Source organism: Streptomyces sp. NPDC107581 (assembly GCF_055657175.1).
On sequence record NZ_JBVKBH010000005.1, the window covers coordinates 298,927 to 321,930 of the forward strand.

Genomic DNA, 23,004 nt, shown 5'->3' on the forward strand with positions numbered 1-23,004 from the left:
ACGTCACCACCGGGCGCTCTTGTGGAGGGCGGCGAGTACCCCTGAGCACCCTCCCCACGCGTTCGCTCGCTACTCCCCCGTCCCGTGCTCCGAACGATCCATGGCCGGCGGCTCGTTGTAGGTGATCACAACCGGCGCGTTCGCCTCCGCCCGTGCGCGGTCCGACGCCGTCGCGATCTCCTCGTAGGTCCATTCCCTGTGCAGGCGCTCCCCGTGCGCATCAGTGATGTCGATGACCACGCCGGTCCACTCCTCGGCGGGCTGTTCGGGGACGAGTCCCAGCTCGTACGTGGCGTCCTGGAGGAGGGATTCGGTGACGCGTATGCCGGTGAGCCTCTCGGCCAGAGCGAGGACCGCCGCCTTCCGGTCGACGTCCGGGGCGCTCTCGTCGTGCTCTCCCCCGGGGGTCAGGGGGAAGCCGACTTCCCGCAGCAGGGGGACCAGTTCATCGGGGGTGTTGCCGTCGCGCGACGAGGGGCCCTCGAACGTCGTGCGGAGCTCACCGTCCTCGAACCAGTGGAAGAGGTGGATGGGCTTGCCGCCGTTGGTCGAGTGCGCCACGACCCGGCCGCCCTTCGACAGCGTCTCCACGCACGGCGTCGCGATCCCCAGGCCACCGTCGAAGCCGAGGACGAGTGTCCAGTCGCCGTTCTCGCCCGCAGCGCTGAAGGCACCCGCGACGTAGGACTCGTCCCAGTAGTCGTGATCCACCTCGACGCGGTGGGCGTCGTCCGCCTCGGTCAGCCCGGCCGTCCCCTCCCCTGTGCCGCGCGGCTGCGCCTCCATCGCGCGCAGCACCTCGCGCGGGGTCCGCCCCCGTATCAGTGTCAGGGTGTATCCGTTCTCCGTCATGTGGCGGAAGAGCGGCGAGGTGCGGATCCAGGCGTAGTCGTGCGCGGTCACCGAGTTCATACGGCGCAGTGTGCCTGATGCCTCTGACAACGCCCGGTGCAAGCCGGTTCTTGCAGCTGGATCCGGTCCTCGGGTCGCGCCGCCGAGTCCGTGTCCGCAACATGACCTTGTCACGAGCTCCAAAAAGCTCTGCTTCTTCCACAACAGACAACAGGTCCGCCCGGCACAAGGAACGACAGCGGTTTCAACGGGACCTTGGGCCCTGGGCGAAGCCGAGCGTAAGGGAGGTCCGCGAGGCGCCGGGCGCCGGTCGAGGTCCGGGCGCGCTGCGGTAGCGTCCGCCGCACGGTCATGGCCCGCGGGCCGCCGAGGGGGACGTCCCGCGGGTCTCGATCAGGAGCAAGCATCCGGTACGGGTGCGGCCGGTGTCCGGTTGACGGCGACCCCGGCGACCCCGGCGACCGGCACATATTCGCTTGCCGCGTTCTTGTGAAGTGTGTCAGGGTTGCGTCCAGTTGACCTGCACATACCTCTGCGCGATGAAGGACTGAAGCCTTTGATCTCGGCGTCCCCCAGCGGCCGCCGTCGGCACTGACACCGTCCGTCTGCCACACCGGCAGCCGACACCGGTGCCCTCGCGTCTCCTCACGGCGGCCCCACGCATGTCCCGTGTTCCCGGCTGCGGCCGGTCCCGCGGCCCTCGTGGCTGCCCTTCACCGTGAGGTCATCATCACCGTGCACACCGATGTCCAGAGCTTTGCCGTCGCCAACCTGCTGCGCCGTCCGGCGGCGGTCGAAGTCGGTGGCTTCGTCGCAGGTTTCGATCCGGCGACGACGAGTCCGTACGTCAACTACGCGACCCCGTTCCCCGGCGCCGAGCCGGCCGACCGCGATGTCAGCGCCCTGATCGCGGCCTTCCGCGAGCGCGGCCTCAAGCCCCGCCTGGAGTTCGCCCCGGATGCCGCACCCGCCGTCGAACCGGCGCTGCGCCGGGCGGGGTTCGGCACCGAGGCGGTCCACGAGTACCTGGTCTGCACTCCCGCCACGCTCGCGGTGCCGGCCGGGGCCATCAGGGTGGAGGTCCCCGCCGACGACAAGGACTACGCGGCGATCGACGCCGCCCTGTCCGAGGCGTTCGGCGGTGAGTTCCCGCCCTCCCCGGAAGGCGCGGCCCGGCTGCGGCACACCCAGGAGAGCGGCGGAGCCGTCCGCTTCGTCCGCGCCGACGACGGCGGATGCGCCGGGGCGGCCATGTGCTCGGCGCCCGCCGAGGGCACCGCGGAGCTGGCGGGCGTGGGCACCCGGCCCGCCCACCGCGGCCGGGGCATCGCCGCCTCGGTCACGGCGGCCCTGGCCGGGGCCGCGTTCGGCCACGGGGCACAGTCCGTCTGGCTGGAGTACTCGGGGGAGGGATCCCGCCGCGTCTACGAACGCGTCGGCTTCCGGCCCAGGGGAACGCGCCTGTACCTGACCCTGGAAGGGTGACGTACCCCCGGCGGGGGCCGAGCCGTGCTCAGCCCCCGCCGGGCAGCGGGTCGCAGGAGGTGAGGACCAGGCGGGCGATGCGTTCGTCGCGTACGCCGACGAGGAGCTGGGCTTCATGCTCGGCCGCGTGGCCCGCAGCACCGCTCCGGTCCTCGCTGCGGCCAAGGCGGCAGCGGCGAGCGTACGGGCGGTGGCACCGACGGACACGCGAGGCGCGCAGGACCGGCGAGCGAGGGACCGGTGACCGGAAAGCGGAGGGCGAGGGGCTTGCGTGCTGCGGCGCGCCCCGCGGGGAACCCGGTGCCGACGCTCCTTCCTTAGCGGCATGTTAGATCTGCCCGGCGGCTCTTGTCCGGGTGCGGCGGGCACCCGCATGCTCGGCGCACCCAGGTTCCGGGGGCACCCTTCCGCTCCCCCGTTCCCGCCGGACCCTCCTCGTCTGGACCCTCCCCGTCTGGAGCCGCCATGTCATCCCCTGCCGCCCTGCCCGCGAAGCCGTCGGCGGACGCCCGCGCCGGCCGCCGTCTCGCCCTCGTGGGCGGGTCGCTGGGCAATCTCGTCGAGTGGTACGACTGGTTCGTCTACGCCAGCTTCGCGATCTACTTCGCCGACTCGTTCTTCCCCGGCGACAACCCCACCACCAAGCTGCTGAACACCGCGGGCATCTTCGCGGTCGGCTTCCTGATGCGCCCGGTCGGCGGGTGGCTCCTCGGGCGGGCGGCCGACCGGCACGGACGCAAGAGCGCGCTCACCCTCACCGTCAGCATGATGTCCGTGGCCGCCCTGCTCATCGCCCTCGCGCCCACCTACGGCCAGGCCGGCTACTTCGGCGCGCTGGTGCTGCTGCTGGCCCGGCTGTTGCAGGGCCTGAGCATCGGAGGCGAGTACGCCGCCAGTGCCACGTATCTGACCGAGGCGTCGGCCCGCGACCGGCGCGGTTTCGGCTCCTCGTTCCAATACGTGTCGATGACGTGCGGTCAGCTCCTCGGCCTCGCGATCCTGATCACGATGCAGCACACTCTGAGCAAGGACCAGCTGGAGAGCTGGGGCTGGCGGATCCCGTTCGCGCTGGGTGCGCTGTTCGCCGTGGTGGTGTTCTGGCTGCGGCGCCGGCTGACCGAGACGGAGGCCTTCGCCGAGCAGTCCGGCGCGGACGAGCCTGCGGACACCGCCCGGGGCACGCTCCGGGCACTGTGGCAGCACCGCCGCGAGGCCGGGCTGGTCATGGCGCTCACCCTGGGCGGCACGGTGGCCTATTACACGTACACCACGTATCTCACCAAGTACCTGATCGGCAGCGCCGGCATGGCCAAGTCCACCGCCACGTTGGTGAGTTTCACCGCACTCACCGTCTTCGCGCTGCTCCAGCCCCTCGCCGGGCTGCTCTCCGACCGGATCGGGCGCCGGCCGCTGCTGATCACCTTCGCGGTCGGCTGCACGGTGGGCACGTACCCCATCATGACCGCGCTGGGCTCGGCCTCCTCCTACTGGTCGGCGCTGGGGCTTTCCCTGCTGGCCCTGGTCGTCGTCACCGGCTACACCTCGATCAACGCCGCCGTGAAGGCGGAACTGTTCCCCACCCGGATCCGTGCCCTCGGCGTGGCGCTGCCCTACGCCCTCGCCAACGCCCTGTTCGGCGGCACGGCGGAGTACGTGGCCCTGTGGTTCAAGGACAGCGGCCACGAGAAGATGTTCTTCTGGTATGTGTCGGGGTGCGCGCTGGTCTCGCTGGTCACCTACGTGCTGATGCCGGACACCCGCGACGCGGCGCTCAGCCGCGCCGAGGCGCGGGCACAGACCGGTTCCGGTCCCGATGCCGGGGCCTCCGCCCCGGCCGAAGCCGTCCGCTGACGGCAGCCGGCGCACGGTGCGGTGGTGACCGGGGCCCTGCCGCCTGCATAAGCTGCCGCCCAGGTCACCACGGCACAAGGACTTCCCATGCACGCGCTGCTCGTCGAGGACGACGACCGAATGGCCCAGGCCCTGAGCACCGCCCTGGCCCAGCGCGGGCACACGGTGCGCAGGGCCGGCCGGGCCCTGGACGCCCTGCGGCACGTGCGGGAGGCCGAGTTCGTACTGCTCGATCTCGGCCTGCCCGACCTGGACGGGCTGGAGCTGCTGCGGCGGCTGCGCACGGTGTGCGACGCACCCCTGATCGTGGTGACGGCCCGGTGCGAGGAGCGCGACATCGTGCAGGGACTGCGGGCCGGGGCCGACGACTACGTGGTCAAGCCGTTCCGGATGAACGAGCTGATGGCACGGATCGACACCGTGCGCCGACGCACCGGGGCCGCCACGGCCCGTGCGGACGGAGCGGACCGGGGAGGACGTCCCGTGCACGCGGGCGACGTCGAGATCGACATCGCCGGGCGTACGGTCAGGGTCGCCGGGACGGAGGTACGGCTCACCCGGCGCGAGTTCGACGTCCTCGCCCTCCTCGCGGCGCGGCCCGACGAGGTGCACTCCCGTGCGACGATCCTGGACCGGATCTGGGGCGACGCCTTCCTCGCCGCGTCCCGTTCCCTGGACGTGCATGTGGCGGGCATCCGCGCGAAGACGGGCCGCGCCGAACTGGTGCGCACGGTGCGGGGCTTCGGCTATCAGCTGGGGCCACCGGCGGCGGCCACGGACGGCCGGGCCGGCCGATGAGGCGCAGGCTGCTGGCCGTTCTGATGGTGCTGATGGGGGCCGCGACCCTGTTGCTGTCCGTGCCCCTGGCCGGCTCGTACGCGAGCGGGCGGACGGAGCACCTGCTGCTGCAGCGGCGCGCCGACGCCGTGCGCTTCGCCGACCTCGCCGACCGGGTGCGCACCGCGGCCGACCGCGCCGAACTGTCCACCGAGATCCGCCGGTACGCCGACCTGTACGGGGCCGGGGTGAGCGTGGTGGACCCGGCGGGGCGGGTGATCGCCCGGGCCGGTCCGGGCATCGCGCGGCGCTCGGCGGAGGACGTGCTGGGCCGGGCGCTGACCGGCCGGTCCACCGAGCGGCTGCCGACGGTCCGGCCGTGGGGGCCGGACCGGTCGGTGCTCGCCGAGCCGGTCGGGCGGGACGAGCGGGTCGGCGGAGCGGTCCTGCTGGCCGTCCCGACCACCGCGGCCCGGCGGGACGTTACCGTGCGCTGGGCGCTGGTCGCCGGCGGGGCGCTGACCGCCTTCGCCGCCGCCGCTCTGGTCGCGGCGGGCATCACCCGCTGGCTGATGCGCCCTGTGCGTGATCTCGACCGGGCCGTCGCGGGACTGGCCTCGGGCAGTCTGGAGACGCGGGCCGTCTCCGACACGGGGCCGCCCGAACTGCGCAGCCTGCGACGGCACTTCAACGGGATGGCCGAGGCGGTCGCCGACTCCCTCGGCCGCCAGCGCGCCTTCGTCGCCGACGCCTCGCACCAGCTGCGCAATCCGCTGGCCACGCTGGTGCTCCAGCTGGAGAACGTCGAGCCGCACCTTGTCCCGGGCCAGGGCAGGACGGAGCATGCACGCGCCCTGGACGAGGCGGAGCGCCTGGAGGAACTGCTCGACGGCCTGCTCGCGCTGGCGCGCGTGGAGGCGGGTGCGGAGCGGCGGACCGAGCAGGACGTGGCGCGTGCGGTGCGTGAGCGGGTGACGGCGTGGCAGCCGGTCTTCGAGGCCTCGGGGCTGACGCTGACCGCCACCGCTGTGGCGGAGGGGCTGCGGGTGCGGGCGGTGCCCGACGCGGTGGGCCGGATCCTCGACGCGGTCCTGGACAACGCCGTCAAGTTCGTCCCGTCCGCGGGCAGCGTGACCGTGAGCGCCGAGTGCGCCGACGGCGCGGTGCTGGTGCGCGTGTGCGACGACGGACCGGGCGTGCCGGGCGATCAGCTGCCCCTGCTCACCGGCCGTTTCGCCCGGGCGCCCGAGCACCAGAACGTGCCGGGCAGCGGTCTGGGCCTGGCCATCGCGGACGAGATCGCCCGCCTCAGCGGAGGCCGGCTCACGATGGCCGGCCACGATCCCCACGGCCTGGTCGTGGAGCTGCACCTACCGTCCGCCTGACCGGCCGGCCGCACCCCACGGCTCGGTCGCAGGCCTGCAACCGCCAACCACCGGCCCCGCCGACCACACCCCCACGGACCGGCCATGGACCTGCAACCGCCAACCACCGGCCCGCCGGCCACACCCCCACAGCCCGGTCGCAGACCTGCAAGCGCCATCCGCCCGACGGGTCAGCCGTAGACCGACCGGTAGTAGGCCGCCGCGCCCGGGTCGAGGGGTACGTCCCCCGTGGCGATCGCGAACCTGGGTTCGAGGCGGGCGCCCGCCGTCACCTCGCTGAGCAGCGTGCGCCACCGGTCGAACACGACGCGGAGCACGTCGCGCACCGCCGGCTGCGGGAGCCCGGAGCGGGCCAGCAGATAGTTGCCGACGCCGAGGGTGCCGACCGGCTCGGTGAGCCCGTAGACGCCGGCCGGGAGGGTGACCGCCGCGTAGACGGGGCCGTAGGTGTCACGCAGGCCGGCGGCCTGTTCGTCCAACGGGAGGAAACGCAACGGGAGTTCGCGGGCCAGGGCCGACAGGGCGGGGGTCGGCACTCCCCCGGCCCAGATCAGCGCGTCGACGGTGCCGGTGCGCAGCGCCCGGACGGAGTCGGCGAGCCCGAGCCGCCGCTGCCGTACCGCCCGCTGCCCGGTCAGCCCGCTCACCCGCAGCAGCCGGCCCGCGAGCACCTGCCCGCCAGAGCCCGCCGCGCCGGTGGAGACCGACCGCCCGGCCAGGTCCCGCACCGACCGGACGGGGCTGTGCGCCGGTACGACGAGATGGGTGTAGTTGACGTAGACACGGGCGAGGGCGGTCACCCGGGCCGGGTGCGAGAACGGCGCCCGTCCCCGGACGGCGTCCTCGGCGGCGTCCGCCATGGCGAGTCCCAGGTCCGCGGTTCCGTCGCCGAGCCTGCGGAGGTTGTCCACGCTCGCCGAGGTGTTCAGCGGGGTGATGTGCAGGTGGGGCGCGGCCTGTGCGGCCAGCGCCCTCCCGAAGGCGTTGTACGGGCCGCCCGGCGCTCCCGTCGCGAGCCTGAGCCGCTGCACCGGTTCGCCGTCCCCGGAGCATCCGGTCAGGGCGGCGGCGGGACCGGCCAGGAGAGTCGCCTCCAGCAGACCCCGGCGGCTCATCGGTCGACCGGTCACGCCCGCAGCGTAGCCGCTCCGCGCGCACCGGCCGATGCGCTCCCGCGTGGCCCGTACGGACCGCGTGGCACTATCGTGGCGCCCTCAAACACGGGTAGGAGAAGGGACATCGGTGTGGCGATGAAGGCCTTGCGCTCGGCGTTGGAAGTGGTCTACGTACGGCGCCTGAACCGCAAGCTGGAGGGCCTGCCCCGGCCACGGCATGTGGCGATCATGCTGGACGGGAACCGGCGCTGGGCACGGGGTGCGGGGCACCAGGACGTCCGTGAGGGCTACCGGGTCGGCGGCGCCAGGGTCTCGGACTTCCTGCACTGGTGCACCGATGCCGGGATCAAGCACGTCACGCTGTGGATGCTGTCCGACGACAACCTCCACCGCCCGGCCGACGAACTCGGCCCCCTGCTCGACATAATCGAGGAGACCGTCCGGCGCATCTGTGCTCCCGGGGAACCCTGGGAGATCGAGATCATCGGCGCGCTCGACCTGCTGCCCGGGAACACCGCCCGTGTCCTGAAGGAAGCCGCCGCGCAGACCGCGGGCCGTGGTGGACTCAAGGTGGACGTCGCCGTCGGCTACGGCGGGCGCCGTGAGATCGTCGACGCCGTCAAGGCGGCGTTCGACAAGCACATCAGTGCCGGCGGCGACCCCCGGGACCTGGCGGCGGACTTCGACCTGGAGCACATCAGCGACAATTTGTACTCGCCGGCCGGTCATGACACCGACTTCATCATCCGCACCTCCGGCGAACAGCGGCTGTCCGGGTTCCTGTTGTGGCAGTCGGCCTACGCGGAGGTGCACTTCGTGGACGTGCTGTGGCCGGCGTTCCGCCAGATCGACCTGTTGCGCGCCCTGCGCTCGTACGCCGCCCGGGAGCGCCGTTACGGCCGCTGACGGACGCGGTGCAGACCCGCTGTCGGGCAGTGCTGTCCCCGGCATTGGACGTATCCGTGCAGGCCGCCTAGCGTTCGGTGCATGACGGAACGGCGCGCGATTCTCAGTGGCTCCACCTTCGAGGAGCAGATCGGCTATGCCCGTGCCGTGGTGGACGGTGACTGGGTGCACGTGTCCGGGACCACCGGGTTCGACTACGCCACGATGACGATCTCGGACGACGTGGTGGAACAGGCCGAGCAGTGCCTGCGCACCATCGGGGCGGCGCTGTCCGAGGCGGGCTGCGGGTTCGCGGACGTCGTGCGCGTGCGGTATCTGCTCCCCGACCGCGAGGACTTCGAGCCCTGCTGGCCGGTCCTGCGCCGCTGCTTCGGGGACGTCCGCCCCGCCGCGACGATGCTGGTGTGCGGTCTTGCCGACCCTCGCATGAAGATCGAGATCGAGGTGTACGCGCGGCGGCCCGCCGCCTGACGGCTCCCCGGCCGTCCGTCACGCCCCGGGATCCCGGCATGTCCGATGCCCGGCACGCTCATTCCGGGCCGGACAGGTCGATCGCCCGGTCGACGTCCTGCGGGCGCAGCACGCGCAGGATGCCCTCCAGCAGGTAGTAGTCGGCGTACGGGAGGGAGATCTCGATCCCGTCCTCGGCGGGCCTGTTCCGGGTGCAGCGGGCGACGACCGCCTCGGCGCGCGACGAGTTCCTCGTCAGGCAGGTCCGCGCCAGCGCGGTCAGCATCCGCAGGGCGGCAGCCCGGTACTCGGGGCGGCCCGTCACGGCGGACAGGTCCAGCAGGCCGCAGGCCATGACGGCGCCGGCGGAGGCGTCCTTGACGTCGTACGGCTGCTGGGGTGCCCGGTAGTCCCACACGGGTATGTGGTCCGGCGTCAGGGCTCCCAGGGCATAGTCGGCGAGTCTGCGGGCGGTCGTCAGGAACCCGAGGTTGCCGGTGCGGCGGTGGATCGTCGTGAAGCCGTAGACGCCCCAGGCCTGTCCGCGGGACCAGCACGATGTGGGGCTGTAGCCCTGCACGGTGTTCGGACCGATCGGCGCGCCGGTGGCGGGGTCGAGGTCGTACACATGGGGAGTCGACCCGTCCGGGCGCGGGAAGACCCGCTGTGCGGTCTTGGCGTGCTCCGTGGCGATGTCGAGGTACTTCGCGTCGCCGGTCTGCTCGCTCGCGAAGGCCAGCAGATCGAGGTTCATCATGGTGTCCATGATGATCCGGCCTGCGTTGTCCGGGTCGTTCAGCGCTCCCCAGGCACGGATGAAGCGGCCGCGCGGGTTGTAGCGCCGGCTCAGCGAGTCGGCGGCGCGGAGGGCACCCGCGCGCCAGGTGTCGTCGCCCGTCAGGCGCCATGCGGTGACCCAGGAGGGGGAGAAGAGGAAGCCGAGGTCGTGGGTGGTGGTGTCGTACTGGCGGGGGGCGAGTTTCCGGGCGGAGGCGAGTGCCAGGGTGCGGAAGGTGTCGTCGCCGCTGTGGAGCCACGCCATCCAGAGCGTGCCGGGCCAGAATCCGCCGACCCAGTCGCCGTTCTGCGAGTACACCCACTTCTCGGCCTTCGTACCGACCGGGAAGGCCGTCACCCCCGGGGCGACGGTGCGGAGTTTCGCCGTCGCGTAGTCGGCGGCGGCGCGGAGCGTGCCCACGACGGCCGCGGGGGTCTGCTCGGTCTTGGGGATCTGCTCGGCCTCCGGGGTCTGCCCGGCCTCGGGGGTCTGCCCGGCCGCCCGGGCGGTCGTGGCCGGGGTCGTGTACAGCGCGGCGGCTCCGGCCGCCGTGGCCAGGACGGTACGTCGGGACAGCTCCATCGGTCCGCATCCTCCAACTGGGCATCGGCGCGGGGAAGTTGGTCGAGCCTTGCACGGCCCGCCCCTGCGTGTACACCCACGTGAGCAAGGTTCACGGACATGAACACATGGTCGGGCCGGAGGAACGGCCGCCTTCATCGCCGTACGCCGTCGCTCGTCGTCCGCAGGGGTGACGACGATCCTGGTCACCCCGTCCCCTGCGAAGCCCGGCGGGGGCCGGGGGCGGGGTGACCAGGCGCCGGCTTCCGCCTCTCCAGGGCTTCTGCCGGCGCGTCAGGCGTCAGCCGCAGGTGCCGGCCGGCCGGTCGCGGGTGACGATGTCGCTGACGCCGGTGGTCGCGTCGAGCCAGATGACCTGGGTGCCGGCGGCCGCGGCGGCGGAGAGCTGTTCGCCGCGGTTGCAGGAGACCCGGCTCCTGCGCGGGCCGTCACCGTCGTGCTCGGGCGCGAACTGCCAGAGCCTGGACAGCGATTCGTTGCTCAGCTCGGGAAGCGGCTTGCGGGCGACCATCGTCACCACCTGCCCGGAGACGGTCAGGTCGGAGACGTTCAGCGCCTGCGGGCCGGTCTCCGGGCTGAGGTCCGTGATGCCCGAGCCGTCGAGCCCGGCACGGCGCAGGGCCGTGGTGTCGTTCTGCGCGACCTCGTCCAGCAGCCAGTAGACGTGATCGCCGGTGACGGCCGTCGGCCCGAGATCGGTCCCCGGGGCGGCCCGCTGGATCACCCGGTCCTCGCCGGTCGCCACATCGACGATCCGGGTGGTGGACTCGTAGACCGCGCTCACCCGCTGCCTGTCCTGATAGACGACCCTGCCGTTGCTCACCGACGGGAACGTCGCCCGGTGGTAGGTGCCCCCGCCCACGGTGACCACGTTCGTGGGGTCCTTCAGGCTCAGACAGGCCACGCCCGCTCGTCCGCCGTAGTTGTTGTACGCGAAGGCCACCACGTCACCGTCGACGTCCAGCGCGTCGCCCACGCTGCGGCCGTGCCACAGGGTCTTCACCGGACCGCCCGCGAGGGGCCGGGCGAGGATGTCCACGCCGGTGGTCCCGTACGCCTGCCACACCACCGTCCGGCCGTCGGTGGCCGGGTTGACGTGGTAGCGGCCGTCGTTGGGGCTGATCACTTTCAGCTGTCCCCTGCCGTCGGTGCGGCCTGCCCGTACCGAGTAGGCCTCGGAGCCCGACTCGTCGGAGTCGGAGGCCACCCACCAGCCGCCCCCGGCGCCCAGGTGCGAGTCATGGGTGTTGACGCGTTCGAGCAGCAGGTCGGAGTCGACGCCGAGCGCGCGTTCCCAGTTCGGCACGATGCCGTGGGCGTCGAAGGCGCGGGTGACGGCCCGGACGGCCTTGGCTCCGGCCTTCAGGTCCTTGGCGGCCGCGAGGACCGCGTTGCGTCCCTGGGTGAAGCCGTCGAGCGGGGTGAGGTACTGGGTGAGCGCCTTGTACACGATCCTGTCGGCGAGGTCGGGACCGAGGTCCTCGCGGATGTCCCAGAGCGCGCCCGAGAAGATGGTGGAGTTGAGGTGGACACCCCCGCTGTCGGTGCCGAAACCGACGCCCAGGAAGGAACCCGCGGTGGTCCGCCCGTCGTTCAGGTCCCGGAAGGAGCATGCGCGCGGGGACTTGGTCCGGCACAGCGCCTGACCCATGAGCCCGGAGTCCGGGTCGTCCATGGAGATGCGGTACGCGTCCGACTCGATGGCGTTGCCGAAGTAGTCCGCGACCGCCTCGTTCAGGGCTCCGGACTGGCCGGCGTAGACGAGGCCCGCGGAGTGCTCGACGACACCGTGGGTCATCTCGTGGCCGACCACGTCGAGCGCGGCGGCGAGCGGCCGGTACTCGTCGTCGCCCGAGCCGTACACCATCTTCTGGCCGTCCCAGAAGGCGTTGACGTACGGCTGTCCGTAGTCCGTCGTCCCGACCAGGGAATTGACCGTCATGCCGTGCCCGTCCAGGCTGTCCCGGCCGAACTTCGCGTTGTAGTAGTCGTAGACCTGCCCGGCCGCCCAGTGGGCGTCCACCGCGCCGGACCCGGTCGCGTCCGTGCCGAAGGCGGGCGTCGGCGAGGAGAACTCCTTCAGGTCCTCGGGCCAGCTGCCGCTCAGGTCACCGGCCCAGCGGCCGCGCGCGTCCCAGGTCGCCAGGACGTTGTCGGGGTTGCTCCGGATCCGGGAGCGGTCGCGCAGCACGTAGGCGTCGCGGGTGTCGTCATGGGTGACGCTCAGGCCGACGGTGCTGCCGTCCAGTCTCACGCCCGAGCCGGCCGGCGCCCCCGGGTCGGACGCACCGGCGAGCCGGTGTGCCGCCGCACCGGGGAGACCGCGTACCGCCGCACCGGCGTGCCGGTGTTTCGCCACACCGGCGGGGCGGTGTGCCGCACTGGCCCCGGGGGCCGTGCCGGGCGCGCCGAAGGTCTGGACCCCGCTGTACTGGAGGACCGGGTAACCGGCGTGCGCGTCGATGTACACCTCCCGCAGCACCGGCTCGCCGTGTGCCGGGTCCTTGCCCCGCACGGTGATGTGCCGGGTGAGGACGCCGGTTCCGGTGGGCACGACGACCAGGCCGTGCGAAGTGCCGGTGAGTGCCGACTCGTCCTCCTCCCCCGCGCCGATCCCCTGTCTGGTCCCGCCCGCGCCGAACCCCTGTGTGGCCTCGCCCGCACCGAACCCCTGTGTGGCGAGGTCGTTGCGTACCGCGTCCACCGCGCGCTCGGCGGCGAGCGCGTCGTCGACCTCGGCGGTGGTGCCGGTCCGCAGCCCGGTGAAGTACCTGCCGGAGGTGCCGGTGACGGTCCGTCGCCCGGCCTTCTTCTCCATGCGGACGAGGTATTCGCCGCCCAGAACGGGAATGCCGTGGTACGTCTGCCGCAGCCGCACGGTCTCCTGTCCGCCGGCCGTGTCGGTCCCGGCCGGTGTCAGATCCCGGGCGGGGTCCGCGATGCGGTAGCGGTCCCGCTTCGCGGCGAGATAGGCGCGTGCGGCGCCCACCGGGGTCGCCGCTGGGGGCGCCTGTTCCCGAATGCCGTTCACCAGAGCGGGTGTGGCCGTCCGCTGACCCGCGATCAGCTCGCCCGGGCCGGGCGGTGCCGCGCCCGCCGGTGCCGCGCCGGCGGGCACGGCACCGGCGGGCACGGCCGCTACGACGAGTGCGGCGACGCCCAGAAGCGCCGCCGCACCGGATAAGCCACTTGTTCGTTGTCTCGATGATGCCGTCGAACGCTTCGAGCGCGTTCTGGAAGGACGCACGTGTCCCCAACCCCCACGGATGTCGCCGAGTACCGGCGGCGGGCCGCCGCCGGGCAGGGGCCATGGAAGCGGTGATGCGGCGGCGCATCAACAGGGCGAACGGGACGACAGGTGAATTCCGGCCCTGTGGAGCGCCTGGTTCCGTGGCGGACACCGGATTTCCTGTCGCAGAAAGACCGCGGAATTGTCCGTGATCGGTAACAGCCGGATCCTGCGGCCCGTCCGGTCCGTCCTGACAGGTGCGCGGGGACCGATCGACGACACGAGGAGCGGGGCGGACATGGCACGGCATGGCGGGCGGGGATGGTACGGCAGAGTGGTCGCTGCGGCGTTGGGGGTCACGGCAGTTGCCGCGGCCACGTCGGTGTGGACCGCGCAGGCCGGCTCCGTCGGCGGGCACCAGGCGCCGGCACACCCGGCCCCGCCGAAGACGGCGCCCGTCTCCGCCGCCATCGCCCACGCCTCGGACGGCGGCGCGCACGCGGTCAACATCACCATCGACGACGGTCCGGACCCGGTCTGGACCCCGCAGGTGCTCCAGGTACTGCGGGACAACGGCGTGAAGGCGACGTTCTGCATGATCGGCACCCAGGCTCAGGCCCACCCGGACATGGTCAAGCGGGTGGTGGCGGCCGGGCACCGGCTGTGCGACCACACGGTGTCGCACGACACCTCCATGGACAAGAAGTCCGAGGCCTACCAGTCCCAGCAGATCCTGGACGCCGAACGCCAGATCACGAAGGCGTCCGGGGGTGTCCAGCCGATGTACTACCGGGCCCCGGGCGGCGCGTTCACCCCCTACAGCCGGCACCTCGCGGCCTCGCACGGCATGCGGCCGCTCGGCTGGAACGTCGACTCCAAGGACTTCGAGCGGCCCGGCACGGCCGCCATCATCGCCACCGTCAAGGGCGAGCTGACCTTGGGCCCGACCCTGCTCTTCCACGACGCCGGGGGCGACCGCAGCCAGACCGTGGCCGCCCTGCGGACCTTGCTGCCCTGGCTGAAGCAGCAGGGGTACTCCTTCGGATTCCCCGTGCACTAGCAGGGAAGGCGCCGTCCCGGTCCGATGTCGGGGCAGGGTCGGTGCCGCTGTTGCTGTCGCTGTGAGCGTCGGCGTCGGGCTCGGCATCGGGCTCGACATCGGGCTCGGCATCGGGCTCGGCGTCGGCGTCGGCGTCGGCCAATGGGTTCGCCTGCACGGCGACGGTCGGGACACGGCGACGGTCGGTGAACCGGGAGGGAATTCCTGGTCAACGAATCCCCGGGAAGGCCGTTCGGGCGCGTGCGCCTGCCTAGGATGAGGCCGTCCCTCCGGTCCGCGCACCGCTGCGGGGACAGTTGCGTACGTCGTTCCGGAAAGGCTCGCCATGCCGTTGCCCCGCCTCGGCACGCGGCCGGTCCGTGTCCGGACGGCTGGAGTGCTGGTCTTCGTGCTGGCCCTCGCCCTGGGAGGAACCCTGCTGGCGTTCTCCCTCGGCGACGGGCACCACGCCCGGACCGCACGGCCCGTCACGGTCGAGGTCTCGCCGAGCCACTGCGGCCGGGGCTGGACCCGGCCGGCGCCCGGGGTACAGACCTTCGACCTGCACAACGCCTCCGACGGTGCCGCCGAGGTCTATCTCGAAGACCCGGCAAACCAGGCGGTGTACGGCGAGGTGGAGGGCATCGGGCCGGGCACGACACGGCAGTTGACCGTCCGCCTGGGCCAGGGGACGTACGCCTTCAAGTGCGTACCCGACGACGCCGACGCCGTCACCGGTCCCAGCGTCCGCATCGCTTCGGGGCGGCGCGGCCCGGGGGCGGCTCCCGTCACCGAGCACGACTTGATCCCGCCGTCGCTCGCCTACCAGAAGTGGGTCGGCGGCGGCCTCGACGAGGTGGTCCGGCTGACGGCACGGCTGCGGCAGGCCGTGGACCGCGGCGACCTTGCCGGCGCCCGCGCGGCCTGGCTGCCGGCCCATCTGGAGTACGAGCGGCTGGGGGCGGCCTACGACGCCTTCGGGGACACGGACGGGCAGATCAACGGCACGGACGCGGGGCTGCCCGGCGGAGTCGGCGACGAGGGCTTCACCGGTTTCCACCGTATCGAGTACGGGCTGTGGCACGGTCAGTCCGCCGACCGGCTGCGCGCTCCCGCGGCGGCGCTGGTCAAAGCGGTGAGCGGACTGCGGGACAGCTGGTCCCAGACCCGGATGGATCCGGCCCAGCTCGGTCTTCGCGCGCACGAGATCCTGGAGAACACCGTGCAGTTCGAGCTGACCGGCCGGACCGACTACGGCAGCGGCAGCAACCTCGCCACCGCCCGCGCCAATCTGGACGGCACCCGGGAGGTACTCTCCCGGCTGCGGCCCCTGCTCGCGACCCGGTACGCCGACCTGCCCGGCCTCGACCGGGACCTGGACGAGGCGCGGCACACGCTCGACGGATTCCGTCACGGCGGCCGCTGGACAGCGCTGTCCGCCCTTCCCCGTGCCCAACGCGAGCACCTCGACGCGGTCTTCGGCGACCTGGTGGAACGGCTCGCGTCGGTGGCGACCCTGTGCGATCCCCGGCGAACGGCATGAGCGAGGACGGCAACAGCGTGGACGGCACGAGTGGGTCAGGCACGAGCGCGAACGGCACACGCGGGGCAGGCACGAGCGCGAACGGCACACGCGGGGCAGGCACGAGCGCGAACGGCACAGACGTGGACGACACGAGCATGGACGACACGAGCGTGGACGGCATAGGCGTGGACGGCATAGGCGTGGACGGCACAGGCGTGGACAACCGGCCGGGCGGAGTGGGCCGGCGCCGGTTTCTGCGTGGTGCCGCGCTCGCGGGAGCCGGGTTCGCCACCGGTGCCGCCGCCCCGGCCGGCCCCGCAGCGGACGCCGCCGGGGCGGCCGTCGTGCCCTTCCACGGCAGCCACCAGGCGTCCGTGCTCGCGGCCCCCCGGCGCACCAGTGTGTTCGCCGCCCTGGACGTGACCGCGGAGCGCCGTGCCGACCTGACCGACCTGTTGCGCACCCTCACCGACCGGGCCCGTCTCCTGACCTCCGGCGGGACCCCGTCCCCCGTGGGCATCACGGGGCCGCCCGCGGACTCGGGCATCCTCGGCGACCGGCTGCCCTCCGGCGAGCTGGCCGTCACCGTCGGCGTCGGTGCCTCGCTCTTCGACGACCGGTTCGGGCTGGCCGCCCGCAGACCCCGGCGGCTGACCGCCATGCCCGCCTTCCCGGACGACGACCTGCGCGCCGACTGGTGCCACGGCGACCTGAGTCTCCAACTGCACGCCGACGACCAGGACACCGTCCTGCACGCGCTGCGCGACATCGCCCGTCACACCCGGGGCGGTCTGCAGGTCCGCTGGCGCCTGGACGGCTTCACCAGCCCGCCCCGGCCCTCCGGCACCTCGCGCAACCTGATGGGCTTCAAGGACGGCACCGCCAACCCGGACGCGGCCGCGGCCCGCGAGATGAACCGCCTGGTGTGGGTGGGCAGGGGCATGGGCGAGCCCAACTGGGCGGTCGGCGGGAGTTACCAGGTCGTCCGGCTGATCCGGATGCTCGTGGAGTTCTGGGACCGGGTCTCGCTGAGCGAGCAGGAGCGCATGTTCGGCCGCGCCCGCTCCTCCGGCGCGCCCCTGGACGGCGACCACGAGCACGACACGCCGAAGTACGCCGACGATCCCAAGGGCGACGTCATCCCGCTGGACGCCCACATACGCCTCGCCAACCCCCGCACGACGGCCACCGACGACCAGCGCATCCTGCGCCGCGCCTACAACTACGACCGCGGCATGGACACCAACGGCAACCTCGACATGGGCCTGCTGTTCTGCTGCTACCAGCAGGACCCGGCCCGGCAGTTCGAGACCGTGCAGCGCCGGCTGGCGGGCGAGCCGCTGACCGACTACATCACCCCGTTCGGCGGCGGTTACTTCTTCGCCCTGCCCGGCGTCCGGGACGGGTCGGACTGGTACGGGCGGGCCCTGCTCGGCTGAGCATGTCCGGACAACTCGGGGGCTTGCCAGGTCAATTCGGTGTCAAGATTTTCCCCAGCATCCCTGACCCGGAGTTCACTCCCGCGCCACCACCACTCCGCCGACGCGCCCTGCGCCGGGCGCAGCATGCGTGCTCGTACGATGCACAGACGTTCCCGCCCGGAGGGTGAACCAACCATGGCCAGCAGAGGTAGACGAGCGGCGATGCGAAGCCTCGGCGCGCTCGCCGGAGCCGCGGCACTCACAGTGCTCGGCAGCAACGCGCCCGGCTGGGCGGCGGTGCCCTCGGCCCGGCACGGCGGGGGGTCCTCCACCGCGACGCCGATCAAGCACGTCGTCGTGCTGTTCGACGAGAACATCTCGTTCGACCACTACTTCGCCACCTACCCCAAGGCCGCGAACACGGACGGCACGAAGTTCAAGGCGTCGAAGAACACGCCCGGGAACATCGACACCCTGGCGCACGCGGGCCTGCTGAAGAAGAACCCCAACCAGTACACGCCGAAGCGGCTCTCCCCCGCCCAGGCGATGACCTGCGACCAGAACCACTCCTACGGTCCTGAGCAGTACGCGGCGCACGGCGGCAAGGCCGACCAGTACGTGCAGAACACCGAGGTCGACAAGTGCAGCGGCGGCCTGTTCGGCGAGCCGGGCCTGGTGATGGACTACTACGACGGCAACACCGTCACCGGGCTGTGGAACTACGCCCAGCACTACTCGCTGAACGACCGGTCCTTCAGCTCGGTCTACGGCCCCTCCACGCCCGGCGCCCTCAACCTGATCTCCGGTCAGACCCATGGCGTGGTCTCCGTCGACCCGGCCACCGGCAAGCGGACGCCCACCCCCGACCCGTACGCGGTCAAGTCGCCCGACGCGAAGGGCGTGGGGACGGTGGTCAACGACCCCGACCCGGCCTTCGACGACTGCTCCGACAAGGACCACACCAGCAGCAACGCGCTGGCGTCCATGCAGGACCGGAACATCGGTGACCTGCTCAACGCGAAGAAGGTGAGCTGGGGCTGGTTCCAGGGCGGTTTCCGTCCGTCGGCCGCGTGGAACGGCACGTCCGGGTCGTACGCCAAGTGCGACACCACGCACACCAACGTGGGCGGCGCGGCCGTGGCCGACTACAGCCCGCACCACAACCCGTTCTCGTACTACAAGTCGACGGCCAACCCGCACCACCTGCCGCCGAAGAGCGTCTCCGAGATCGGCCACAGCGGACAGGCCAACCACAACTACGACCTGACCGACTTCACCGCCGCCGTCAGGGCGGGCAAGCTCCCGGCCGTCAGCTTCGTGAAGGCGGGCGAGTACCAGGACGGCCACGCCGGCTACTCCGACCCGCTCGACGAGCAGCACTTCCTCGTCAAGCAGATCAACGCGATCCAGAGCTCGCCGCAGTGGAAGTCGACCGCGGTCGTCGTCGCCTACGACGACTCCGACGGCTGGTACGACCACGCCTACGCCGCCCCGCGCAACGGCTCGAAGGACACCTCGCTCGGCTCCAACGGCCAGGCCACCGACAGCCCGGCCTGCCAGAAGGGCCCCAAGGCGTCCGGTGGTTACGCCGACCGCTGCGGCCCCGGCACCCGCCAGCCGCTGCTCGTGATCTCGCCCTACAGCAAGGTCAACAAGGTCGACCACACCCAGACCGACCAGGCGTCCCTCACCCGGTTCATCGAGGACAACTGGCACACCGGCCGCATCGGCGACCACTCCTTCGACAGCAGGGCCGGCTCCCTGGCGGGCATGTTCGACTTCCGGCGCCCGAACAACAAGCAGGTGCTGCTGAACTCGGACGGCTCGGTGAAGTCCGTCGGCCCGATCAAGCACGTCGCCGCGGTGGCGACGAGCATCACCCCCGGCCCGGCGATGCAGAACACCGCCGCCGACACCAGCGGTTCGGGCATCCCGGCCGTGCCGGTCGGCCTCGGCGTGGGCGCCCTGCTGGCCGCCGGCGTCACGGGCACGTACCTCACGATGCGCCGCAGGCAGCACTCCTGACCTGAGCGCCGCCCACGAGTGAGCCCCCGGCCCGCGGCCGGGGGCTCACTCGTCGCGCCGTGCCCTGCCGCAGCCACCGAAAGACGGGGGAGCCGGGCCGCGAAGCCCGGTCGGGGGTCGCGGCCGACCGGTACCGGGCCCGTACCGCTGGAAACCGGTGCCGCCACCACCCCGTGCCGGTGGAAAACGGCTGGCCACGCGCAGGTCACGGATGCTGGGATGGTGTGATGGAACAGCATGAGCCACTCACCGTGGACCGCGGCCGGCACCAGGACGCGGTGACTCCCTGGGAGCAGGAGTCCTGGCGGACGGCGGCCCTCGACTGGGTGCACGACCGGCTCGCCGCGCACGGTCTGCGGGTGGACGGACCGCTGCGGGTGCGGCTGCGGCCGTGGTCCGTCCTGATACGGGTGCCCGTGACGGGCCGGAAGGCCGTGACGAGCCGGGTGCCCGTGGCGGACCGCGAGGCCCTGACGGGCGGGGTGGCCGTGACGGACGAGGTGGCCGTGGCGGGCGGGGTGGCCGTGGCGGGCGGGGTGGCCGTGGCGGACCGGGAGACCATGGCGGGCGGGGTGGCCGTGGCGGGCGGAGAGGCCGTCTGGTTCAAGGCCAATCCGCCGGCCAGCAGCTTCGAGGGCGCGCTGACCGCAGAGCTGGCCCGTTGGGTGCCGGAGCATGTCCTGGAGCCGCTCGCGGTCGACGCCGGCCGCGGCTGGTCGTTGCTGCCCGACGGGGGCGAGCTCTTCCGGAGCGTGCTGGAGCGCACGGCCGTCGAGCCGGGCGTCTGGGAGCGCCTGCTGAGCCAGTACGCGAGCATGCAGTGCGCCTTGGTCCCGTACACGCGGGAGATCGAACGACTGGGTGTACCGAGCGCCCGGACCCCGGAACTGCCCGAGGTCTTCGACAGGCTGCTCGCGGAGAACGCGGCACTGCGGCCGGACGAGCGCGCGCGGCTCGGTGCGCTCAGGCCCCGTCTCGTGGACTGGTGCACCGAGCTCGCGTCCCTGGGCATCCCCGACTCCCTCGACCACTCGGATCTCCACGACGGCCAGCTGTTCCATCCGGAACCCGGCAGGTTCACCTTCTTCGACTGGGGCGACGCCGCCGTCTCCCACCCGTTCTGCAGCCTGCAGGTCACGGCCCGCCGGGCGTGCGACCGGTACGGGCCCGGCGTGGTGCCGCGCCTGCGCGACGCCTACCTGGAGCCGTGGACCGGAGCCGGCCGGACGGCCACGGAACTCCGGCGTGCGGTGCGGCTCGCCTGGCGTCTGAGCGCCCTGGGACGTGCCCGCGCCTGGGGCGGCCTGTTCCCGACCGGTGCCGGAACGTCCCTCCTGGCCAAGGAAAGCGCCCAGTCGCTGCTGAGTCTCTGCGAGGAGCCTCCCCTCTAGCAGCCGACAGCGGCACACGCTCCAGCATCTCGCGAAGCCGTCGTTCTTGGCCCCGGACAGCGCCGGCAACTCGCAGAGGCGATCGGCTCTAGCAGCGCGTCGCGGCGATCGGCTCCAGAAGCGGCGTCAAGGCGATCGGTGCCCGGGGGCTGCGGCCCCGGGCACAGTCCCGCGTTCCTGGCCACCCACCGACGCGACTCGACAGGCCGAAGGGGCACCCTTTGCAGCCGACCGGGTCGGGTGGCGGGTGGGCGAGGCCGGGGGCCGGGGCGGAGCCCCGTGGGGTCCGGCCGCAACGGGCGCGTCGGCACACTCGCCGCCACCTCCCCTTACAGCCGACCGAGTCGGGTGGCGGGTGGGCCAGGCCGGGTCCGGGGCGGAGCACCGTGGGGACACTCCCCCGGCCGGCCGGGCGGCGCTGCACGTCCGCCGCCGCCGACGTACCACTCGTACGGAACAACGTCCCGGTCCCGGCCCTGCCTGCCCCGGTCCGCGTGTCCCGCCCGGCCACCGCCTCCCGGTGCCACCGCCACGCAGCCATGGTGCGGTTGCGGGAGGCGGATCGGCCTCGGGAGCCTGGACACGGCACGAACCGGGGCGGATCCGGGAGGCTCAGTGACCCCAGCCCACGGCACTCCACCCCTGCCCGGCCACGGCCTGGCCCGCCGGGGTTTCCTGAGCCTGTGCGCGGGCGCGGGGCTGGGCGCGGCAGCCGCCTGCACGCCCGGGCTGCACCGTGAGCCCTTCCACCCCTTCGGAGGAAAGGGCGGCCGGCTGCGGCCGGAGTCCGAACGGGACGCACCGGGCACCACCGACTGGCGCATACGCTCGGCCGGTCCGCCGGAAGCCGTGGCCGGCTACACCGACCGGGTGAGCGTGACCCCGGGCCAGCAGTGCGGCCTGCATGTGTCGACCACCGCGGCCTCGTTCCGGGTCTCGGCGTTCCGCGTCGGCTGGTACGGCGGGAAGCAGGCCCGCCGGATTTGGACGTCACCCCGCATACCCGGCCGCACCCAGCCGCCCCCGCGCCTGCTGTCCGCCACGCGCACCGTACGCGCCGACTGGCCCGCCACACTGACCCTGGACACCGCCGGCTGGCCGGAGGGCGCCTATCTGCTGCGCCTGGAGTCGGACGCAGGCCACCAGCGGCACATCCCGCTGATCGTCCGCTCCGCCGAGAGCGTCGGCCGCACGGTCCTGCTGCACGCCCCTGCCACCTGGCAGGCCTACAACGCCTGGGGCGGCTACAGCCTCTACACCGGCCCCTCGGGCGCCTACGCCACCCGGTCGCTCGCGGTCAGTTTCGACCGCCCCTACGACGGCGAAGGCGCCGAGAAGTTCATGGTCCACGAACGGGCCCTGGTGGTGCTGGCGGAACGCCTGGGCATCCCGCTCGCCTACACCACCGGCGTCGACGTCCACCGGGACCCGTCGGTGCTGTACGGGGCGCGCACCGTCGTGTGTCTGGGCCACGACGAGTACTGGACGCCGCAGCAGCGGGCGTACGTCACCCGGGCCCGGGACTCCGGCACGAACATCGCCTTCCTCGGCGCGAACACATGCTTCCGCCGTGTCCGGCTGGAGGACGGGGAGGGGGCGGGCGACCGCACGGTGGTCTGCTACAAGACGTCCTACCGTGCCGACCCGTACTACTCGTCCGACCCGGCGCTGGTGACCACCGACTACCGCAACCCGCCCGGCGCCGATCCCGAGTCCTCGCTCACCGGCGTGCTCTACGAGGGCTATCCGGTCGACGCCCCCTATGTCGTCCATGCCGCCGACCACTGGCTGTACGACGGCACCGGCGCACGCCGCGGCGACGGCTTCGCCCACCTCGTGGGCGTCGAGTACGACCGGGTCACGCCGGCCTCCCCGACCCCCGGCCGGCTGGAGATCACGGCGCACTCCCCCGTGGTGTGCGCGGGCCGTGCCAGCCACAGCGACTCCGCGTACTACACCACATCCGGTGGCGCGGGCGTCTTCGCGACCGGCACGATGCGCTGGGTGGAGGCCCTGCTGGCCGGCACGGGCGAGCTGGGCGGCGACCACGGCATGGACAGTCGTACGCGGACGTTCGTCACCCGCACGACGGAGAACCTGCTGCGCACCTTCGCGCAGGGACCGGCGGCCCGCCACGGACCACCGCCCCGCGCGAATGTGCGGGAGCTGTACGGCGGCACGGCCTGACCGCGG

Annotated in this window: 17 protein-coding genes; 13 read left to right on the forward strand and 4 right to left on the reverse strand. The window is 72.7% G+C overall.

From position 1 onward, the window contains the following. Positions 1 to 69: 69 nt before the first annotated feature. The gene (locus tag ACZ7P3_RS14655) at positions 70 to 912 is read right to left on the reverse strand and encodes a DUF6461 domain-containing protein (RefSeq protein WP_472081428.1); all 843 of its coding nucleotides are present in this window, start codon (positions 910 to 912) and stop codon (positions 70 to 72) included. 675 nt (positions 913 to 1,587) lie between these two features. On the opposite strand from ACZ7P3_RS14655, the gene ACZ7P3_RS14660 reads away from it, so the two are divergent. From ACZ7P3_RS14660 to ACZ7P3_RS14675, 4 genes are all read left to right on the forward strand, one after another. Then, entirely contained in the window at positions 1,588 to 2,337 is a 750-nt protein-coding gene (locus tag ACZ7P3_RS14660; RefSeq protein WP_472081969.1) for a GNAT family N-acetyltransferase, read from the forward strand. A gap of 465 nt (positions 2,338 to 2,802) precedes the next feature. Next, a complete protein-coding gene (locus ACZ7P3_RS14665) occupies positions 2,803 to 4,188 on the forward strand; it encodes an MFS transporter (RefSeq protein ID WP_472081430.1) in 1,386 nt (461 codons plus the stop codon). Between the two features lie 87 nt (positions 4,189 to 4,275). Then, on the forward strand, positions 4,276 to 4,986 hold the full coding sequence (locus ACZ7P3_RS14670) for a response regulator transcription factor (protein WP_472081432.1): 711 nt from the start codon (positions 4,276 to 4,278) through the stop codon (positions 4,984 to 4,986). Then, on the forward strand, positions 4,983 to 6,350 hold the full coding sequence (locus tag ACZ7P3_RS14675) for a sensor histidine kinase (protein ID WP_472081434.1): 1,368 nt from the start codon (positions 4,983 to 4,985) through the stop codon (positions 6,348 to 6,350). The genes ACZ7P3_RS14670 and ACZ7P3_RS14675 overlap by 4 nt, the downstream gene beginning before the upstream one ends. Before the next feature lie 170 nt (positions 6,351 to 6,520). Here ACZ7P3_RS14675 and ACZ7P3_RS14680 read toward each other — a convergent pair whose 3' ends face one another. Beyond that, on the reverse strand, positions 6,521 to 7,480 hold the full coding sequence (locus ACZ7P3_RS14680; protein WP_472081436.1) for a TAXI family TRAP transporter solute-binding subunit: 960 nt from the start codon (positions 7,478 to 7,480) through the stop codon (positions 6,521 to 6,523). A gap of 120 nt (positions 7,481 to 7,600) precedes the next feature. On the opposite strand from ACZ7P3_RS14680, the gene ACZ7P3_RS14685 reads away from it, so the two are divergent. Together ACZ7P3_RS14685 and ACZ7P3_RS14690 are read left to right on the forward strand one after the other, a co-directional pair. Further along, positions 7,601 to 8,371 carry an isoprenyl transferase gene (locus ACZ7P3_RS14685; RefSeq protein ID WP_472081971.1) on the forward strand — a complete coding sequence of 257 codons (771 nt, stop codon included), beginning with the start codon at positions 7,601 to 7,603 and terminating at the stop codon, positions 8,369 to 8,371. A gap of 81 nt (positions 8,372 to 8,452) precedes the next feature. Then, the gene (locus tag ACZ7P3_RS14690) at positions 8,453 to 8,842 is read left to right on the forward strand and encodes a RidA family protein (RefSeq protein WP_472081438.1); all 390 of its coding nucleotides are present in this window, start codon (positions 8,453 to 8,455) and stop codon (positions 8,840 to 8,842) included. Positions 8,843 to 8,900: 58 nt separating this feature from the next. On the opposite strand, the gene ACZ7P3_RS14695 is transcribed toward ACZ7P3_RS14690, so the two are convergent. Both ACZ7P3_RS14695 and ACZ7P3_RS14700 read right to left on the reverse strand, forming a co-directional pair. Further along, positions 8,901 to 10,181: a glycoside hydrolase family protein gene (locus ACZ7P3_RS14695; protein ID WP_472081440.1), complete on the reverse strand. Its 1,281-nt coding sequence runs from the start codon at positions 10,179 to 10,181 to the stop codon at positions 8,901 to 8,903. A 280-nt stretch (positions 10,182 to 10,461) separates the two neighbouring features. Beyond that, a complete protein-coding gene (locus ACZ7P3_RS14700) occupies positions 10,462 to 13,314 on the reverse strand; it encodes a M4 family metallopeptidase (RefSeq protein ID WP_472081442.1) in 2,853 nt (950 codons plus the stop codon). A gap of 394 nt (positions 13,315 to 13,708) precedes the next feature. Here ACZ7P3_RS14700 and ACZ7P3_RS14705 point away from each other — a divergent pair, with 394 nt between their 5' ends. The 7 genes from ACZ7P3_RS14705 (at position 13,709) to ACZ7P3_RS14735 (ending at position 22,998) form a co-directional block, all read left to right on the forward strand. Next, positions 13,709 to 14,470 (forward strand): polysaccharide deacetylase family protein, encoded by a 762-nt coding sequence (locus tag ACZ7P3_RS14705; RefSeq protein WP_472081443.1) that lies wholly within the window; start codon positions 13,709 to 13,711, stop codon positions 14,468 to 14,470. Between the two features lie 61 nt (positions 14,471 to 14,531). After that, the gene (locus tag ACZ7P3_RS14710; RefSeq protein WP_472081445.1) at positions 14,532 to 14,729 is read left to right on the forward strand and encodes a hypothetical protein; all 198 of its coding nucleotides are present in this window, start codon (positions 14,532 to 14,534) and stop codon (positions 14,727 to 14,729) included. 66 nt (positions 14,730 to 14,795) lie between these two features. Beyond that, a complete protein-coding gene (locus ACZ7P3_RS14715) occupies positions 14,796 to 15,992 on the forward strand; it encodes an EfeM/EfeO family lipoprotein (protein ID WP_472081447.1) in 1,197 nt (398 codons plus the stop codon). Positions 15,993 to 16,129: 137 nt separating this feature from the next. After that, the gene (efeB, locus tag ACZ7P3_RS14720; RefSeq protein ID WP_472081449.1) at positions 16,130 to 17,413 is read left to right on the forward strand and encodes an iron uptake transporter deferrochelatase/peroxidase subunit; all 1,284 of its coding nucleotides are present in this window, start codon (positions 16,130 to 16,132) and stop codon (positions 17,411 to 17,413) included. A 177-nt stretch (positions 17,414 to 17,590) separates the two neighbouring features. Further along, a complete protein-coding gene (locus tag ACZ7P3_RS14725; RefSeq protein ID WP_472081451.1) occupies positions 17,591 to 19,420 on the forward strand; it encodes a phospholipase C in 1,830 nt (609 codons plus the stop codon). A 227-nt stretch (positions 19,421 to 19,647) separates the two neighbouring features. Continuing rightward, positions 19,648 to 20,811 (forward strand): phosphotransferase, encoded by a 1,164-nt coding sequence (locus ACZ7P3_RS14730; RefSeq protein ID WP_472081453.1) that lies wholly within the window; start codon positions 19,648 to 19,650, stop codon positions 20,809 to 20,811. Between the two features lie 615 nt (positions 20,812 to 21,426). After that, complete coding sequence (locus tag ACZ7P3_RS14735) at positions 21,427 to 22,998, forward strand: N,N-dimethylformamidase beta subunit family domain-containing protein (protein WP_472081455.1); 1,572 nt, start codon at positions 21,427 to 21,429, stop codon at positions 22,996 to 22,998. The last annotated feature ends 6 nt before the right edge of the window (positions 22,999 to 23,004 follow it).